We start from the raw sequence: 16,001 nt of genomic DNA, 5'->3' as shown, positions 1-16,001 counted from the left end.
GTGATCACTCCACGTGGCACCGTCCCAATAGCGTTGACCCCCGGATCCGTCGGGATCGGGGTACCAGCCGGCCGTGGTCGGCGGTGTCGTCATGCGGGGTTTCCTCCCTACGCGCGCCACCGGGGCGCTGTGACCTCGCAGAATAGTCCAGGCGGAGGTACGCCGCGAGAGTATTGCCGGTCGGGCGGCGCTGTCAGCCGCCCATCAGCATGCGCCACTGGTCCAGATTGCTGGCGCGGTAGACGTAATTGGACCGCTTCACATCCGAGAGCGGGGCACTCGGTTCCGTCGAGTACCAGTGGCCTGGGAAGACGGTCGGATCGCCCGTCAGTGTGGACAGCGCCTGCAGACTGCGGAACATGTCGTCGACGTTGCCGCCCGGGAAATCGGTGCGCCCGCAGCCCTCCAGGAACAGCGTGTCCCCGGCGACCAGTCGTCCGTCCAGCAGGAAGCACTGGCTGCCCGGGGTGTGCCCGGGAGTGTGCAGCAGTTCGATGTCGATATCGCCGACGTTGACCTTGTCGCCGTGCTGGTGAGCGGTCAGATCACTCATGGCGATCCCGGTGACCTGTGAAACCCATTCGGCCTCAAGCGCATTCACGTGCACCGGCACGCTGACGCGCTCCAGCAGCTCGGCCACGCCGGCCAGCGTGAAGCCCATCATGGTGCCGCCGACGTGGTCGGGGTGGTGGTGGCTCACCAGCACACCGGAGAGGTGCATGCCGTCGGCCTCGAGTGCGTCGACGAGCTCGCCTGCCGAGTACGCGGGGTCCACCACCATGGCGTCACCGGTTTCCCGGTCGCCGATCAGGTAGGCGAAGTTGCGCATCTGCTGGGCAATCGGGTCGGCGGCCGCGAAATCGCGACCCGAGAGCAGCTGGCGGAAGTACAGGCGATCTGCGTCGGAAGCCATGGCGACACTCTAGGGGGACGTGCCTGGGCGTCGAAAATCCCAGTTACGTGCGGCGCGCGCCGTGCACCGCCGAGCGGGGCAGCCGCCCGGCACGGGAATGCCCGGAGAGGTGGTCGCCGTCGAGGTGTTGGCCACCTTGCGCCGGAATCTGGCCAACTACGTCATACCCGCTGGTGCAAAAACCGCACGAAATCGGGTGTTTAAGGGCACAGCCGTTAAATCTCGTATTTGACATGCAGGATTTGTAGCGTCAGTCCCATGCAACTCACCCGGTTCACCGATCTGGGGCTGCGCACCATGATGCTGCTGGCCGCGGGCGACGCGGCCGAACGCCGCATCACCACCCGCACCATCGCCGTCGGTGCCGATGCCTCCGAGCATCACATCGCCAAGGCCGTCGCGCGCCTGGTGGAACTCGGCATGGTGAACGCCCGGCGCGGACGGGTGGGCGGGCTCTCGCTGACCGAAGCCGGCCGCACCGCGTCGGTGGGCTGGCTGGTGCGCCGACTGGAAGGTGACGCCGAGGTCATCGACTGCGACGGCGGTGCCACCCCCTGCCCGCTGATCGCCGGGTGTCGATTGCGCCGCGTGCTGGGCGAGGCCAAAGAGGCCTTCTATCGCGAACTCGACAAGCACACCCTCGAAGACTTGACCGGTGGCGGCTTGCTGCCGGTCGTGACTCTCCCGCTGGAAAGGATCACCCGATGACCGTCACGACCCCCGCACAGGACCTGGAGCCCGCGCACGCCGCCATGATCACGGCCACGCTGCCCTTGGTCGGGGCCAATATCGACGCGATCACCCGGTCCTTCTATCGACGACTGTTCGAGGCGCACCCGTCGCTGCTGCGCAATCTGTTCAACCGGGGCAATCAGGCACAGGGCGCCCAGCAGCGCGCACTGGCCGCGTCCATCGCGACCTTCGCGACCCACCTGGTGAACCCCGACCTGCCGCACCCGGCCGAACTGCTGTCGCGGATCGGGCACAAACACGCGTCGCTGGGCATCACCGCCGACCAGTACCCGATCGTGCACGAGCATCTGTTCGCCGCGATCGTCGAGGTGCTGGGCGCCGACACCGTCACCGCCGAGGTCGCCGAGGCCTGGGACCGCGTCTACTGGATCATGGCCGACACCCTGATCGACATGGAGCGTGCGCTCTATGAAGAGGCCGGGGTGGCCGCCGGTGACGTCTACCGGCGCGGGCGGGTCGCGGGCCGGGTGGACGACCCATCCGGGGCGATTCTGGTGACCGTGGACGGCCTGGACGCGACGTTCGAGCCGGGGCAGTACGTGTCGGTCGGGGTGACGCTGCCCGACGGCGCGCGCCAGCTGCGGCAGTACAGCCTGGTCAATGCCTCCGGTAGTGGTGAGCTGACGTTCGCGGTCAAGCCGGCCGGCGAGGTGTCGGGCTGGATCCGGGACAACCTGCGGGTCGGCGACCTGATCGACATCACCGTCCCGTTCGGTGATCTGCCGGCCCCGCAGCCGGGCGCCCCGCTGGTGCTCATCTCCGCAGGCATCGGCATCACGCCGATGCTCGGCATCCTGGAAGCACTGCCGGCCGATGCCCGCGTGCAGGTGTTGCACGCCGATCGCAGCGAGCAGACCCACCCGCTCCGGGAGCGTCAGCGCGAACTCGTCGAGAAGCTGCCCAACGCCACACTGCAGCTCTGGTACGAGGACCTGCTGTCGTTGGATGGGGTGGAGTTGCCCGCCGACGCCGAGGTCTACCTCTGCGGCAACGACGGATTCGTGCGCGCGGTGCGCGAGCAGCTGGTCGGCCGTGGCGTGACCCGGGTGCACTGCGAGCTGTTCAGCCCGAACGACTGGCTGCTGTCCTGAGCTACGTGGCTTCAGCTTCGCGACCATGCCTGTCGCGGAACTGAAGCCACGGACGTCCGGGCGCCGGAATCCGTACCTGGGTTCAGCCGCGGCCGGTTTCTCCACACGAAACTGAAGCCTGGGACGTCGGCCGGAGGTTATCCACAGGGGCACCACACCTGGCATCGGATCTGTCGGCGAAAGGTGCCAGCATCTGGCCATGGGGGTCGTGATCGGCAGTGAAGCGTTGGCGGCGGGCACGGTGACCCGTCACGAGCTACGGACGCGCTATCACCGCATGTTCCCCGACATCTACGGACCGATCGAACCGTCGGTGTGGGACAGGGCCCGCGGGGCGTGGCTGTGGTCGCGGCGCCGCGGAGTGATCGCAGGAGTCGCGGCCTCGGCGATGCATTGCGCGAAGTGGATCGACGATGACGTGCCGATCGAGATGCTGTGGCGCAACACCCATCCTCCGAAGGGGTTGATCGTCCGCAACGAGTCGTGGGCCGACAACGAGGTGATGACGGTCGCGAACATCAGCGTCACGACTCCGGCGCGCACCGTCTTCGACCTGGGTCGGCACTTGGAGCGCGACGACGCGATCGCCCGGATCGATGCGCTCCTCAATCGCGGAAACGTGACGATCGATGACGTGCTGCCGTTGATCACCCGCTATCCCTGTGCCCGTGGGATGCCTGGTCTGAAGACGGCGCTGGGTCTGGTCGACGCCGGCGCGGACTCGCCCCGCGAGACACGGCTCCGGCTGGCGTTGACGGACGCAGGTATGCGGCCGACTGGCACGCAGATCGTCGTCCGTGACACCCGGGGACGCATCATCGCCAAGGTCGACATGGGCTGGGAGGACCTCAAGATCGCCGTGCAGTACGACGGCGGACACCACCAGACCGATCGCGTGACCTATGTCCGCGACCAGAAGGTCAATCGGGACCTGGCGGCGATGGGATGGATYGTCATCCGGGTGATCGCCGAGGACTCCGATGCCGACGCCATCGGCCGCGTCGCCGCCGCGTTGTACAGCCGCGGGTGGCGTGCCGCGTGAGTACGCGGTTTCAGCCAGGAATGGGGAATTCGGTGGTCGGCTGACGTCAGGTAGGTCAGACGGCCTATCTGCCTACCTGGCTTCAGGAAGGGTGCGGCCCGGCGTAGTTGACTGAACTGGGGGACGCTGAAGTCACATTTGGGCGGGCAGGCTCGCGGCCACTAGCGGGGGACACCCAAAAATGAGCCACAGACCAGCCGTTTTGGAGCCGGGAACAGGGAGAATGTACCCTCTTTAAGGCCCTACGGCCGCAGGTAGTGCAAGGCCCCCTTAGCTCAGTCGGTAGAGCGTTTCCATGGTAAGGAAAAGGTCAACGGTTCGATTCCGTTAGGGGGCTCGGTAGACGCTCGGCGGAGCTCCGCCGCGTCGATCGGGGCGGTGTAGCTCAGCTGGTTAGAGCGCACGACTCATAATCGTGAGGTCGGGAGATCGAGCCTCCCCACCGCTACAGGTAGAACAACGAGAGGCAAGAGACGTGGCGTCGAGTACCGACGTACGGCCGAAGATCACTTTGGCCTGCGAGGTGTGCAAGCACCGTAACTACATCACCAAGAAGAACCGGCGGAACGATCCCGATCGCCTGGAGATCAAGAAGTTCTGCCCGAACTGTGGTCACCACCAGCCCCATAAAGAGTCGCGGTAGCCCTTCGTCGTGACACTGTCGGAGAAAATCGTCGGGATGCATTAYCGCTATCCCGACGCCTACGAGGTTGGCCGCGAGAAGATCCGTGAGCACGCCATCGCCGTCAAGAACGATGATGCTTTCTATTTCGATGAGGCTGTCGCCGMCGAGCTCGGGCATGACTCGCTGCCGGCGCCGCTGACGTTCATCTGCATCTTCGGTTTAACGGCGCAGTTGGCATTCTTCGACGATGCGAACATCGGCATCCACGACGCTCAGATCGTGCAGGTCGATCAGGAGCTGAAGTTCCAGCGGCCAATCCGGGCCGGGGACAAACTGTATTGCGACGTCTACGTGGAATCGGTCCGGAAGGCACACGGCACCGACATCATCGTCACCAAGAACATCATCACCAACGACAGCGGTGACGTCGTCCAGGAGGCCTTCACGACCCTCGCGGGGCGTTCAGGCGACGGAGAAGAGGGCTTTTCAGATGGCACTGCGTGAGTTCAGTTCGGTAAGCGTCGGCGACACCCTTCCCGAGAAGGTCATCCCGTTGACCCGTCAGGATCTGGTCAACTACGCCGGCGTTTCTGGCGACCTGAACCCGATCCACTGGGACGACGAGATCGCCAAGCAGGTCGGCCTCGACACCGCGATCGCGCACGGCATGCTCACCATGGGTCTCGGTGGCGGCTACGTCACCTCCTGGGTCGGCGACCCGGCCGCGGTGACCGAGTACAACGTCCGCTTCACCGCGGTTGTGCCGGTGCCCAACGACGGCGTCGGTGCCGAGATCGTGTTCAACGGCCGCGTGAAATCGGTTGAGCCCGAGGACAAGTCGGTGACGATCGCGATCTCCGCCACCACCGGTGGCAAGAAAATCTTCGGCCGCGCCATCGCGACCGCGAAGCTGGCCTGACATGGCCTTGAGAGCAGACATCCTCGGGATGGTCTACACGTACCCCGAGGTGTTCGTGGTGGGCCGCGAGCAGGTCAAGCAGTTCGCGCTCGCGGTGAAGTCGCCCGATCCGGCGTCGCTGCACGAGGAGGCCGCTGCCGAGCTGGGCCACGATTCCCTGGTCGCCGGCCCGACGTTCGTGTCGATCCTTGCGCTGCTGGTGCAGCAGGATTTCTTCCGCAATGTGGACGTCGGCATGGAGACCATGCAGATCATCCAGGTCGACCAGCGCTTCGTTTACCACCGCCCGATCAAGGTGGGCGACCGGCTGCACGCTGAGCTGGAGATCAAGTCGGTGGAGAATCGCTTCAACGCCGACATCGTGGTGACCCGCAACGTCCTGACCGACGATGACGGCGGGATCATCATGGAGGCGTTCACCACGTTGATGGGCCACGAAGGCGACAACTCGGTGTCGGTGCGCTACGACCGTGAGACCGGACAGGTGCTCCGGGCCGCGGTAGGGGAGTAGCGACCTAGGGGATTAGTAACTCGCATGTGGGCCGATGTACACTCGGTCCTCGGGGTTTTCCCACTACAGCGCGCTGTCCGTCGGTTCGGAAATCGGCCGATCGGAGAGCGCGCAGTTATGTGAAGCCTCGAACGAAGGGGCGTAGCTCAACTGGCAGAGCAGCGGTCTCCAAAACCGCAGGTTGCAGGTTCAAGTCCTGTCGCCCCTGCTCAACTGAATACTCGACAAGTGTGGACACTGGAAGGTGACCACACGTACACAGACGAAAGGCATGCGGTGAGCGACGATCAACCGCCTCTGGGGCCTTCGGCAGGCGAAGGGCCAGAGGACGGCCAGACGAGCGGTGCCGCCGCCGTTCCCGCCGGACCGCTGCGCCCCACCGGAAAGCGGTCGCGACGCACGGCAGCCGAACCGGCCGGAGGCGCCGTCGCGGTGTCCGACGCCGAGGACGCGGATGACGCCGGATCCGATGACAAGCCGGCCAAGCGCACGAAGCCGGCCAAGGCTGCGAAGACGGGCGAGGAACGGGTCAATCCGTTCCAGTTCGTCTGGACCTACCTGAAGCAGGTCATCGGAGAACTGCGCAAGGTCATCTGGCCGAACCGCAAGCAGATGGTCACCTACACCACCGTGGTCTTGGTGTTCCTGGCCTTCATGGTCGCGCTGATCGGTGGTGTCGACCTCGGGCTTGCAAAGCTCGTGGCGATCATCTTCGGCTGACCCGGGAAGTATGAGAGAGGACTGACAACCGTGACTAGCTTCGACGGCGACGAGAACTTCGACGCCGACACGCCTGAGGGTGAAGCCGTCGTCGACGTTATCGACGAAACCGCCGCAACTCCGGAAGCCGACGAGGCTCCCGCGGCTGAGGCTGCCGAGGTGGAGGTCGAGGCTGAGGACGAGGATCCTGCGGTCGCGCTCAAGAAGGACCTGCGCACCCGTCCGGGCAACTGGTACGTCATCCACTCGTACGCCGGTTACGAGAACAAGGTGAAGGCCAACCTCGAGACCCGCGTGCAGAACCTCGACGTCGGCGACTACATCTTCCAGGTCGAGGTGCCCACCGAAGAGGTCACCGAGATCAAGAACGGCCAGCGCAAGCAGGTCAACCGCAAGGTGCTGCCGGGCTACATCCTGGTGCGCATGGAGCTCAACGACGAGTCGTGGGGCGCGGTGCGTAACACCCCGGGTGTCACCGGCTTCGTCGGTGCGACGTCCAAGCCGTCCCCGCTGTCGCTGGACGACGTGGTGAAGTTCCTGCTGCCGCCGGCCGCTGCCAAGAAGCCCGCCAAGAGCACCGCAGGTGCCGCGGCGTCGTCCGAGGCAACCCTGGAGCGCCCCGAGATCTTGGTCGACTTCGAGGTGGGCGAGTCCGTCACCGTCATGGACGGCCCGTTCGCGACGCTGCCGGCCTCGATCAGCGAGGTCAACGCCGAGCAGCAGAAGCTCAAGGTGCTGGTGTCGATCTTCGGTCGTGAGACGCCCGTCGAGCTGACGTTCACGCAGGTCGCCAAGATTTAAGTTTTCGGGCCCGGATATCGGCTGGGCCCATCGAGAGAAGGAAAAACCAGAGCATGGCCCCCAAGAAGAAGGTCACCGGGCTGATCAAGCTCCAGATCCAGGCCGGGCAGGCCAACCCTGCGCCGCCCGTGGGTCCGGCGCTCGGCCAGCACGGCGTCAACATCATGGAATTCTGCAAGGCGTACAACGCCGCGACCGAGTCGCAGCGCGGCAACGTCATCCCCGTGGAGATCACCGTCTACGAGGACCGCAGCTTCACGTTCGCGCTGAAGACCCCGCCCGCCGCCAAGCTGCTGCTCAAGGCCGCAGGCGTGCAGAAGGGTTCGGGCACCCCGCACACCACCAAGGTCGCCACGGTGACCTGGGATCAGGTGCGCGAGATCGCCGAGACCAAGAAGGAAGACCTCAACGCCAACGACATCGACGCCGCCGCGAAGATCATCGCCGGCACCGCACGGTCGATGGGCATCACGGTCAAGTAAGTCGCCCCAAGGCACCGGAAAAATTTGTGGGAGAGCCCGCTTCGGCTCGCCAACCACATCCTCTGAACTGGAGATATGAATGAGCAAGAACAGCAAGGCATACCGCGAAGCCGCCGAGAAGGTGGACCGCGACAATCTCTACACCCCTCTTGAGGCCGCACGGCTGGCCAAGGAGACCTCCTCGAAGAAGCAGGACGCGACCGTCGAGGTTGCGGTCCGCTTGGGTGTCGACCCCCGCAAGGCGGACCAGATGGTGCGTGGCACTGTCAACCTGCCGCACGGCACCGGTAAGACGGCCCGTGTCGCGGTGTTCGCCGTGGGTGAGAAGGCTGAGCAGGCTGTCGCAGCCGGCGCCGATATCGTCGGCAGCGATGACCTGATCGAGAAGATCCAGGGCGGTTTCCTGGACTTCGACGCCGCGATCGCCACCCCTGACCAGATGGCCAAGGTCGGTCGCATCGCGCGCGTCCTGGGCCCGCGTGGTCTGATGCCGAACCCCAAGACCGGCACCGTGACCGCTGACGTCGCCAAGGCCGTCAACGACATCAAGGGCGGCAAGATCAACTTCCGCGTCGACAAGCAGGCCAACCTGCACTTCGTGATCGGCAAGGCGTCCTTCGACGAGAAGGCCCTCGCCGAGAACTACGGTGCCGCGCTCGACGAGATCCTGCGCGCCAAGCCGTCGTCGTCCAAGGGGCGTTACGTCAAGAAGGTCACCGTCTCCACCACCACCGGCCCGGGCATCCCGGTCGACCCGGCGGTCACCCGTAACTTCACGGAGGAGGCTCAGGCCTAGCCTGACCCGAGTCATAACCCGAAACCCCGCCCCTTGTGGCGGGGTTTCGGCGTTCTACGGGTTTGTGGGAACTGCGACGGTGGCCAGCAGCGCCCGATGGTCGGACCCCGGGATGTCGACTGTGTGGATCGACTGCGCCGCTGAGTTGCGGGTCAGCACGTGGTCGATGGTGATCAGCGGCGGGATCGCGGGGTGCGGTGAATAGGTGGGTGAGAAGCCCGCTCCGGTCTGGTTGACCGCATCGCGGTAACCGACGTCCAGGAGGTCGCGGAACTGGCGCATATCGGGCGTGGCATTGAAGTCGCCGGCGATGATCACCGCGGCCGGGCCGGCGGTCTCTGCGTAGTCCGCGAATTCGGATTTGGCGGCGGTGATCCGGTGGTCCCATTCTTCGAAGGTGTTGGCGCCGCCGGCCAGCGGGGACATCAGGTGAACACTGGCGACCAAGGGATCATTCGGTACGCCGGGCACACGCACGCGGGCAGCGATGAAATTGCTTCCGTACTTGGAAGCAGGAAGGCCCATGAGCGGGTATCGGCTCCACAGTCCCATGCCGCCGGCGCCAGGCCGAGGGATCAGGATCGAGTAGGGAAAGGTCTTGCGAAGTCCGCCATCCCGGAACCGCGCCGCGGCCTCGGCCGTCAGCTCGGACATCGTGATGATGTCGGCGCTGTCGGCGGCGAGGTCGATGAAGGCTGCCGCATGAGCCTCACCCTTCTGGATATTCGAGGAGAGCACCCGTAGTTCGGCGGTGCGAGGGCCGAGGTCGGACGTGCGCCCGAGGTTGTGCCAGGGCACCTGGATCGCCACGGAGATTGTCAGCAGGACGATGCCTGACAGGGCGAGCAGCTTCCTGCGGCAGACCGCAGCAAGAAGGAGCGCGCAGAGAGCGACCAGCGGGACGTAGGCGAAGCTCGCGGAGAGCACCAGAGTCGGCAGGTTGGACAAAGGAACGCTGCGTGCGATCAGCGCAGCGACAACATAGAGCAGTAAAACGACGGTTATCGAGGCCGCTATGGAAATCCTCGGAGGACGCCGGGAGTCGCGGCGCGAGGAACGCGCGTCGTCAGTCACGAGGAACGGCAAAGTTCGAGGACGGGCGGCAACAACGCCGCAATCTGGCGGCCCACTGCCGAAAAGACCTCTGGGCTCTGGCCGATGGGGTCTTGAATGTCGAGGTCGTCGTCGCCGGCTAGCTGGGCGCGCAAATTAGCGAGAGCGTCAATCTGTCGAGCCCCGTGTTCGGTGACCAACCTTGCCGCTTCGATAAGGGTGAAGGTTCTGTGAAGCTTGTGCGGAGCGACCTCCAGAACAGTGGTGCGATGGGCTCTGGTCATCGTTAGTACGAGGTCGGCAGTTGCCGCAACTTTGCGAGTGAGCCGTCTCGCAGCGAAGTTCGATGCGTCCCCGCCGAGATCTTCCAACGTCGGCGCGGCATCACGATGGATCGCATGTGCGACTACGGCGTGCGTGCCGGCACTACTCGCTGTGAAGCTCGTGATGCCAGCGCGGGCGCAATATGCAGCGGCCAGACGCTCCGCTGTGGGTGATCGACAGATGTTTCCGGTGCACACGAACAGGACGTGCAGGGTCAGCTCCTCAGCTCGCGGGTCTCGAAGCAACAGTCGAGACAGGAACGGTCGGTCACAGTTCCTCTTCAGTATCCGCATCAACGAGCGCGCGGCGCGACCGCCGTCGGAAAGTGTCGTTGCCCTTCATATCTGGCAAATATTGAGCCGCGCACAACGAACCTCCTGAATTGGGGCAGTCCGTGAAGTTAGCAACGATGCCTGTACACGCACGGTGGACGCGTGAGTGCCGCGCTGATGCCGGCACCGGATGAAGTGTCGGCGAGCACTCGCTGCGCGACGCCTAAGCGGGAGGAGTATTTGCTGGGAGTTCAATCCCCGGATAAAAAGGCTGTCCTCGCGAGGTGTGTAAAACGGACGCACTTAGGTGCGCCTGGCGATGTCAGGCAACATGTTCTGTGCGCAGCCGCTTTCGATTCAGCAAACGTCTTGCTCACCAATTGCCGCCGACTGTCGGTCGATTTACGCAGGCAGGAGACGCTGGGCGCATGTTGTCCATTAGCCGGGTCAAATAACACGTCCTACCTGCAGATATAAGTGGAAACTGAGCAATATTTACGCTTGCTCCGGTAAACACTGGGAAAAATCGCGAAACCGGCCAGACAGGCGAGACCATGAGCGATAACATGCTGTTCAACGGTCAAATTGGGCTCGCAGCACGGGGGCCGAAGCACAACCGATCTGCAAGGGCTTATAGTCGGGACCGTCACCCGATCTGGCAAATGGAATGAACACGGTGCAGGGGGCTCTGTGATATCAATCGCGACTTACGCGCCTGTGGGCGATGGTCATGTCGTCCATGTTCGAGTGCCTGATTCTTTCTTGTCGCACGTCGAGATAGCGGGTTTGCCGACTGACGATACTGTCAATTTGTTTGCCAGCGTGCGGGGTGCCGCGCAATGACCGGCGTAGTGGACCCGACAACGAATTCCGCGCGGCCAGAGCCGTTAGCTGTTCCTCGAGACAAGGGGCGGACAGCTCTGCAGACTGCCGAATTACTTGCGGGCTTCACCATCAACCCGGCGGATGTTACGAGGGTCGCCGAGTCGCGGGATCCTGTGCCCGAGCGGCGGGTTCGTCAACGTCATAGCCGGCCGCCCCGCGCTGTGCCGTATCTGAGCCGGGTGCGGGCGTGGATGGTGATTCCCACCGTCGATTTCGTCATGATGATGGCGCCGTTGGCCTGGCGGCCGCCCCAACTGTTGTCGTCATTGACGATGGCGGTGCTGGGAACCTTGCTGCTCACCGGCGGCGGTCGTTATGTCGCGCCGTTGCACCTCAGCGTGCTCGATGAACTACCCACAATCGTCACGAGGCTCCTCGCTGCCGTCGGCGCAGTAGCAGCCGTTTTGCTCTATCTGCATCAGGACTCGCGGGTCGTGCTGGTCTTTCTCGAAACGGCTTGCCAAGCTGTCGCGCTGGTTGTCATCGGGCGTGTGCTCACCACGAGGCTGTGTGCGATGGGACGCAGTTCGGGGATCGCGCGTCACCACACGATATTGGTAGGCGGCGGACCGGTGGCTGCCGAGTTGGCGCGGATCCTGTCTGAGCACCGAGAGTACGGACTCGTCGTGGACGGGTTCGTCGACGACGGCGATCACCGCCCAGCTGAAGCGTTTGCACCCTGGCTCGGCCGCCTGGCCGACCTTGACATGGCTGTCGTCACGAGAGGTGCGGACACCGTGCTGGTGGCCGACGGGGGTTTCGACGAGGACGCGCTGATCGAAGCAGTGCGCACAAAGGAATGCTTGAACGCGGAGCTTCTCGTCGTGCCGCGTATGCACCACTTTCATACGCTCACCGGTCTGGCCGATCACATCGGCTCCATCCCGATCATGCGAATCAGGAACCCGAACTTGCGCGGGCCCGCCCGGCTGATCAAGCGTGTCTTCGACGTATTCAGTTCCGCGGCCGCACTGATCGCGCTGTCGCCAGTGCTCGCGGTGGCAGCGCTGGCGGTGCGACTCGAAGGAGGCCGCGGCATCATCTTCCGCCAGGTTCGAGTGGGACGTGACGGCAAGCAGTTCGAGCTGTTGAAGTTCCGTTCCATGCGGCCGGCCAACGAAGCCGAATCCCAGACGCAATGGAGTGTGGCCACCGACAACAGAGTTGGCCCAGTCGGAAGATTTTTGCGGTGCACGTCGATCGATGAGCTGCCGCAGTTGTGGAACATCCTCCGCGGCGATATGACGGTGGTCGGCCCGCGCCCGGAACGGCCGCACTTTGTCGAGCAATTCTCCACACAATTCGATCGTTACGCCCACCGACACCGCGTCCAGGTTGGGCTGACCGGCTTCGCTCAGGTCAGTGGCCTTCGTGGCGACACGTCGATCGCAGACCGCGCCCGCTACGACAACTTCTACATCGAGAACTGGTCGCTGTGGCTGGATATCAAGATCATCTTTAGGACCTTCCGTGAAGTGATCTTCTACCGCGGTCGATAGCCAACTGAACTCAGCCGGAGGGGTCGAGGGCAACGTGACAGATACTTTTATGCGGGCGATTTCGCAGATTGAGTCCGCCGAATCCGGTGGAGACGTCGACGTCTCGATTCTCAGCCTGCACTATCCGCCGGAGACTACGGGGAATGCGCCCTACACAGGTGCACTGGCCGCAGGACTGTCGGCGCGGGCACACCGGGTCAATGCCATTGTGGCGCATCCGCATTATCCGGAATGGAAGGTACGTCACGGATACGGACAGTGGCGTCGACATGAGGTCATCGACGGTGTCAAGGTGCAGCGTCTGCGTCACTATGTACCCCGGCCGCCGCGTGGTCTGCGCAGGCTGTTCTCGGAACTCAGCTTCGGTATGAGGCTCTGCCTCAACAGACTTCCGTCGAACGGTGTCGTGGTTGCGGTATCACCGGCACTGTTTGCGACGGCACTCGCGGCGTTGCGAATCCGGTTGGCCCCCTCCCGTCCGGGCCTGGTGGTGTGGGTGCAGGACATCTACACGCTCGGAATGACGGAAACCCAAGAAGGGGGCGGGCTCTCAGCCCGTATCACCAAGTTTGTCGAAGCCCGCGTCCTCAGATCGGCTGACCGCGTCGTGGTGATTCACCCGCGATTCGCGGACTATATCGAACGAGAGATGGGCGTCGAGCCGAAACGCATTACGGTCATCCGCAATTGGACCCACCTCAAGCCCTCGCGAACGATGACCAAGCTTGAGGCACGGTCCGCCATCGATTGGCCGGTCGACCGTCTTCTGGTGGTGCACACCGGGAATATGGGCGCGAAACAAGGCCTGGACAATGTCGTCGAAGCGGCACGGTTGGCAGATGCGTGTTCGGCACCCGTCCAGTTCGTTCTGGTCGGTGACGGTAGCGAACGGCCGCGCTTGGAAGCGCTCGCCCACGGCATCGAACGAATCACCTTCATCAATCCGCTCGGTGACGCGGATTACCGGTGTGCGCTCGCAGCGGCGGATTGTCTGTTGGTCAATGAACTGCCCGGTGTCGCCAACATGGCAGTCCCGAGCAAGTTGACATCGTACTTCGACGCGGCGCGGCCGGTCTTGGCAGCGACGGAGGTCGACGGAATAACAGCAAACGAGATCGAGCAGGCAAGAGCCGGAGTGGTAGTGCCGGCGGGGGATCCGAATGCATTGCTGACGGCCGCTCTTCAGCTTTCGCGGGATACCGAACAAGGTGAGGCCTATGGCGCTTCGGCGCGACGCTTCTGCCGGGAACGCTTGACCGCAGATGCCGCGATCGGAGCGTTCGAGCGGGTGGTGCAGGAAGTTGCAGGCGTGCGCGCCGAGGTCTTGTCGAGCGCTCGCGCCATCGCTGGATAAATTCTGATGCGCGAGGCTATCGATAGGGTCGGTTTACGTGGCGTACCAACACAGGAAAGTAGTGCTTTGACAGAAGCTCGGAATGAGGAACGGCAGACCGTGTTGGGCGATGAACATCTTCGTGCGGTTGAGGATTCGCAAGACGCGTCGCACGGGGACGGCCACGACTACATCGTGGGAAGTCCACATCTCCGGCACGCCGTCCTTCGAGAGCGTATAGACGAGCGAATTTCCGAAGCCGTCCGAGAGGTCAAGCGCAGGAGAGGTTCTTGCGCCGTATTGGAAATCGGCGCAGGGCACGGCTCCTTCACCGATACCGTGCTTGCGGCCGGTGGGACGGCGACCATCACCGAAATGTCGAAGGCCAGTGCCGACTACCTGGTTCGCAAATTTCGTGACAACTCGGACGTGCGGGTCCTCTACGACACGGATGGAAATTCCCCGTTCCGGGAGGACGCGCAGTACGACGTGATCTTGCTGATCTCGGTGATCCACCACATTCCAGACTATGTGGACGTGATTACGAGGCTGTGCGACACCGTGCTCCGGGCAGGCGGCGCAGTCGTGACCTTCCAGGATCCGCTGTGGTACCCGCGCCAGAAGCGCTGGGCCCGCGCGCTTTCCTGGGGTTCCTATTTCGCGTGGCGACTCACTCAAGGCGAACTCCGCAGAGGATTGGCCACCCGATGGCGCAGGCTCCGCGGCAGCTACTCGGAAACCGAGCCTTCCGATCTCGTGGAATACCACGTGGTCCGGGACGGTGTCGACGACTCGGAATTGCATGACCTGTTCCAGGAGCGGTTCGTCGATATCGAGCTAGACCGGTACTTTTCGACGCAATCTCCGCAACTCCAGGCGTTCGGCGAAAAGTGCTTCCCGGCGAACACCTTTGGGGTCCTGGCACGAGGCCGTCTATAACCGCAGATTCTGATGCTTGCCGAGCAGCGAAATGAACTGCGCAAGATCATCGTTGGCGGAGGCGAGTGCTCCGAGATACGCCTGTCGCGATCGTTGAGATGTCGTGCTCGACACACTCGCTTGTCGGAGCGTAGGCAGCACGTCCTCGACAAAGGTGTCCTTGCTGTCGGCCAGGACACCCGGGCTGCCGGCCAGCTGTTCAGGTATCGATCCGCGCCGCGTCGACACACAGACCGCGCCGGCTGCCATAGCCTCGTAGAGAACAAGCGGTACCGACTCGTGGGCATACTTCGACGGAAAGATGAAATGCGTGACCTCTTCGAAGAAGGTCCGTTTGCTCTCGCCGACGAGTTGCCCGCGGTACTCGAATCGGTCGCGCAGATGGCGGATCGCACGGTCGAGGTGATGCTGCGCTGCGGGTTCGACAAGTGGTCCGCCAACTATCAACCGGATCGGGACGCCACCCTCGTGCAATTCAATCGCGAGATCGACGACTTCGGCAATTCCCTTGTCCAGGTAAAGGTTACTTAGATGACCGAGTACCAGATCGTCAGAATCCGACTTCAGGGGCAGTCCCAGCAGCGTCTGGTCGACAAGAGCGGCGTTGCCGATGATCAGTGTTCGGCGAACCTCCGGCATGACGGTGCGAAGGTCCTGTGACATCGACCGCGACAGAACGATGTGCTGCGCGGTCGGCCCAGCGACCCGCGCCAAGGCCACCATCCGCATCTTCCGCTGCCGGATGTAGGTATACGAGTGGTGATGCAGGAAGATCTGTGTTCGGGCCAGCCGTGCCAGACCTGCGGTGATGGTGGTCAGCCACATGCCATGATCGGCCTTGACCGCGATGTAAACGACATCTGCGCGGGGGATGGCACGCCACGCGGCGGCGGAGCGTCCCAGCTTGGCGAACGGGCGCCGCCATCGACTAGATGCCCTTTCGGTGGTGTCAGCGACACGCAGGTGAAGAAAGTGGGGTGAGAGCCGAGAAACCATATGGCTCATGACGATCGACTGACCATCGATCGGAAGCGGCATTGGCC

The 16,001-nt window shown here is 63.6% G+C and carries 18 protein-coding genes, 3 tRNA genes and 1 pseudogene; 17 read left to right on the top strand and 5 right to left on the bottom strand.

What is annotated here, in order from left to right; genetic code table 11:
- Positions 1–93, bottom strand: a pseudogene (locus tag AC1DTF_RS06695) (DUF2510 domain-containing protein); the annotation flags it as partial.
- A 100-nt stretch (positions 94–193) separates the two neighbouring features.
- A complete protein-coding gene (locus tag AC1DTF_RS06690) occupies positions 194–913 on the bottom strand; it encodes an MBL fold metallo-hydrolase (RefSeq protein WP_477473512.1) in 720 nt (239 codons plus the stop codon).
- 258 nt (positions 914–1,171) lie between these two features.
- Here AC1DTF_RS06690 and AC1DTF_RS06685 point away from each other — a divergent pair, with 258 nt between their 5' ends.
- From AC1DTF_RS06685 to rplA, 14 genes are all read left to right on the top strand, one after another.
- Positions 1,172–1,621 (top strand): RrF2 family transcriptional regulator, encoded by a 450-nt coding sequence (locus tag AC1DTF_RS06685; RefSeq protein ID WP_477473511.1) that lies wholly within the window; start codon positions 1,172–1,174, stop codon positions 1,619–1,621.
- Entirely contained in the window at positions 1,618–2,757 is a 1,140-nt protein-coding gene (locus AC1DTF_RS06680; protein ID WP_477473510.1) for a globin domain-containing protein, read from the top strand. The genes AC1DTF_RS06685 and AC1DTF_RS06680 overlap by 4 nt, the downstream gene beginning before the upstream one ends.
- A 199-nt stretch (positions 2,758–2,956) precedes the next feature.
- A complete protein-coding gene (locus tag AC1DTF_RS06675) occupies positions 2,957–3,799 on the top strand; it encodes a hypothetical protein (RefSeq protein WP_477473509.1) in 843 nt (280 codons plus the stop codon).
- 264 nt (positions 3,800–4,063) lie between these two features.
- Positions 4,064–4,136: transfer RNA gene (locus AC1DTF_RS06670), tRNA-Thr, on the top strand.
- Positions 4,137–4,173: 37 nt separating this feature from the next.
- Positions 4,174–4,247, top strand: a tRNA-Met gene (locus AC1DTF_RS06665).
- A gap of 27 nt (positions 4,248–4,274) precedes the next feature.
- Positions 4,275–4,442, top strand: a complete 168-nt coding sequence (gene rpmG, locus AC1DTF_RS06660; RefSeq protein ID WP_023985310.1) for a 50S ribosomal protein L33 — start codon at positions 4,275–4,277, stop codon at positions 4,440–4,442.
- A gap of 9 nt (positions 4,443–4,451) precedes the next feature.
- Complete coding sequence (hadA, locus tag AC1DTF_RS06655) at positions 4,452–4,928, top strand: (3R)-hydroxyacyl-ACP dehydratase subunit HadA (RefSeq protein WP_477473508.1); 477 nt, start codon at positions 4,452–4,454, stop codon at positions 4,926–4,928.
- Entirely contained in the window at positions 4,915–5,343 is a 429-nt protein-coding gene (gene hadB, locus AC1DTF_RS06650; protein WP_057166526.1) for a (3R)-hydroxyacyl-ACP dehydratase subunit HadB, read from the top strand. The genes hadA and hadB overlap by 14 nt, the downstream gene beginning before the upstream one ends.
- Before the next feature lies 1 nt (position 5,344).
- On the top strand, positions 5,345–5,854 hold the full coding sequence (gene hadC, locus AC1DTF_RS06645; RefSeq protein WP_477473507.1) for a (3R)-hydroxyacyl-ACP dehydratase subunit HadC: 510 nt from the start codon (positions 5,345–5,347) through the stop codon (positions 5,852–5,854).
- 135 nt (positions 5,855–5,989) lie between these two features.
- Positions 5,990–6,062 (top strand) — tRNA-Trp (locus tag AC1DTF_RS06640).
- Between the two features lie 68 nt (positions 6,063–6,130).
- Positions 6,131–6,574, top strand: coding sequence for a preprotein translocase subunit SecE (gene secE / locus AC1DTF_RS06635; protein ID WP_057166569.1), 444 nt, complete (start codon positions 6,131–6,133; stop codon positions 6,572–6,574).
- A 30-nt stretch (positions 6,575–6,604) separates the two neighbouring features.
- Entirely contained in the window at positions 6,605–7,375 is a 771-nt protein-coding gene (gene nusG, locus AC1DTF_RS06630) for a transcription termination/antitermination protein NusG (protein ID WP_057166528.1), read from the top strand.
- Positions 7,376–7,428: 53 nt separating this feature from the next.
- Positions 7,429–7,857: a 50S ribosomal protein L11 gene (gene rplK, locus AC1DTF_RS06625; RefSeq protein WP_057166529.1), complete on the top strand. Its 429-nt coding sequence runs from the start codon at positions 7,429–7,431 to the stop codon at positions 7,855–7,857.
- Between the two features lie 79 nt (positions 7,858–7,936).
- Positions 7,937–8,653, top strand: a complete 717-nt coding sequence (rplA, locus tag AC1DTF_RS06620) for a 50S ribosomal protein L1 (protein WP_149443965.1) — start codon at positions 7,937–7,939, stop codon at positions 8,651–8,653.
- A gap of 54 nt (positions 8,654–8,707) precedes the next feature.
- Here rplA and AC1DTF_RS06615 read toward each other — a convergent pair whose 3' ends face one another.
- Positions 8,708–9,601 (bottom strand): endonuclease/exonuclease/phosphatase family protein, encoded by an 894-nt coding sequence (locus tag AC1DTF_RS06615; RefSeq protein ID WP_477473506.1) that lies wholly within the window; start codon positions 9,599–9,601, stop codon positions 8,708–8,710.
- A 122-nt stretch (positions 9,602–9,723) separates the two neighbouring features.
- Positions 9,724–10,323: an arsenate reductase/protein-tyrosine-phosphatase family protein gene (locus AC1DTF_RS06610; RefSeq protein WP_477473505.1), complete on the bottom strand. Its 600-nt coding sequence runs from the start codon at positions 10,321–10,323 to the stop codon at positions 9,724–9,726.
- A 1,055-nt stretch (positions 10,324–11,378) separates the two neighbouring features.
- Between AC1DTF_RS06610 and AC1DTF_RS06605 the strand changes: the two genes are divergently transcribed.
- From AC1DTF_RS06605 to AC1DTF_RS06595, 3 genes are all read left to right on the top strand, one after another.
- Positions 11,379–12,686 carry a sugar transferase gene (locus AC1DTF_RS06605; RefSeq protein WP_477473504.1) on the top strand — a complete coding sequence of 436 codons (1,308 nt, stop codon included), beginning with the start codon at positions 11,379–11,381 and terminating at the stop codon, positions 12,684–12,686.
- Between the two features lie 34 nt (positions 12,687–12,720).
- Complete coding sequence (locus AC1DTF_RS06600) at positions 12,721–14,040, top strand: glycosyltransferase family 4 protein (protein ID WP_477473503.1); 1,320 nt, start codon at positions 12,721–12,723, stop codon at positions 14,038–14,040.
- A 99-nt stretch (positions 14,041–14,139) separates the two neighbouring features.
- Entirely contained in the window at positions 14,140–14,958 is an 819-nt protein-coding gene (locus tag AC1DTF_RS06595) for a class I SAM-dependent methyltransferase (RefSeq protein WP_477473502.1), read from the top strand.
- Here AC1DTF_RS06595 and AC1DTF_RS06590 read toward each other — a convergent pair.
- A partial coding sequence (locus AC1DTF_RS06590) for a glycosyltransferase family 4 protein (protein ID WP_477473501.1) occupies positions 14,953–16,001 on the bottom strand: 1,049 nt, incomplete at its 5' end. The two genes, AC1DTF_RS06595 and AC1DTF_RS06590, sit on opposite strands and share 6 nt — an antisense overlap.

Source organism: Mycobacterium sp. P4_H6 (genome assembly GCF_056400845.1).
This window is presented reverse-complemented; position numbering and strand designations above follow the sequence as displayed.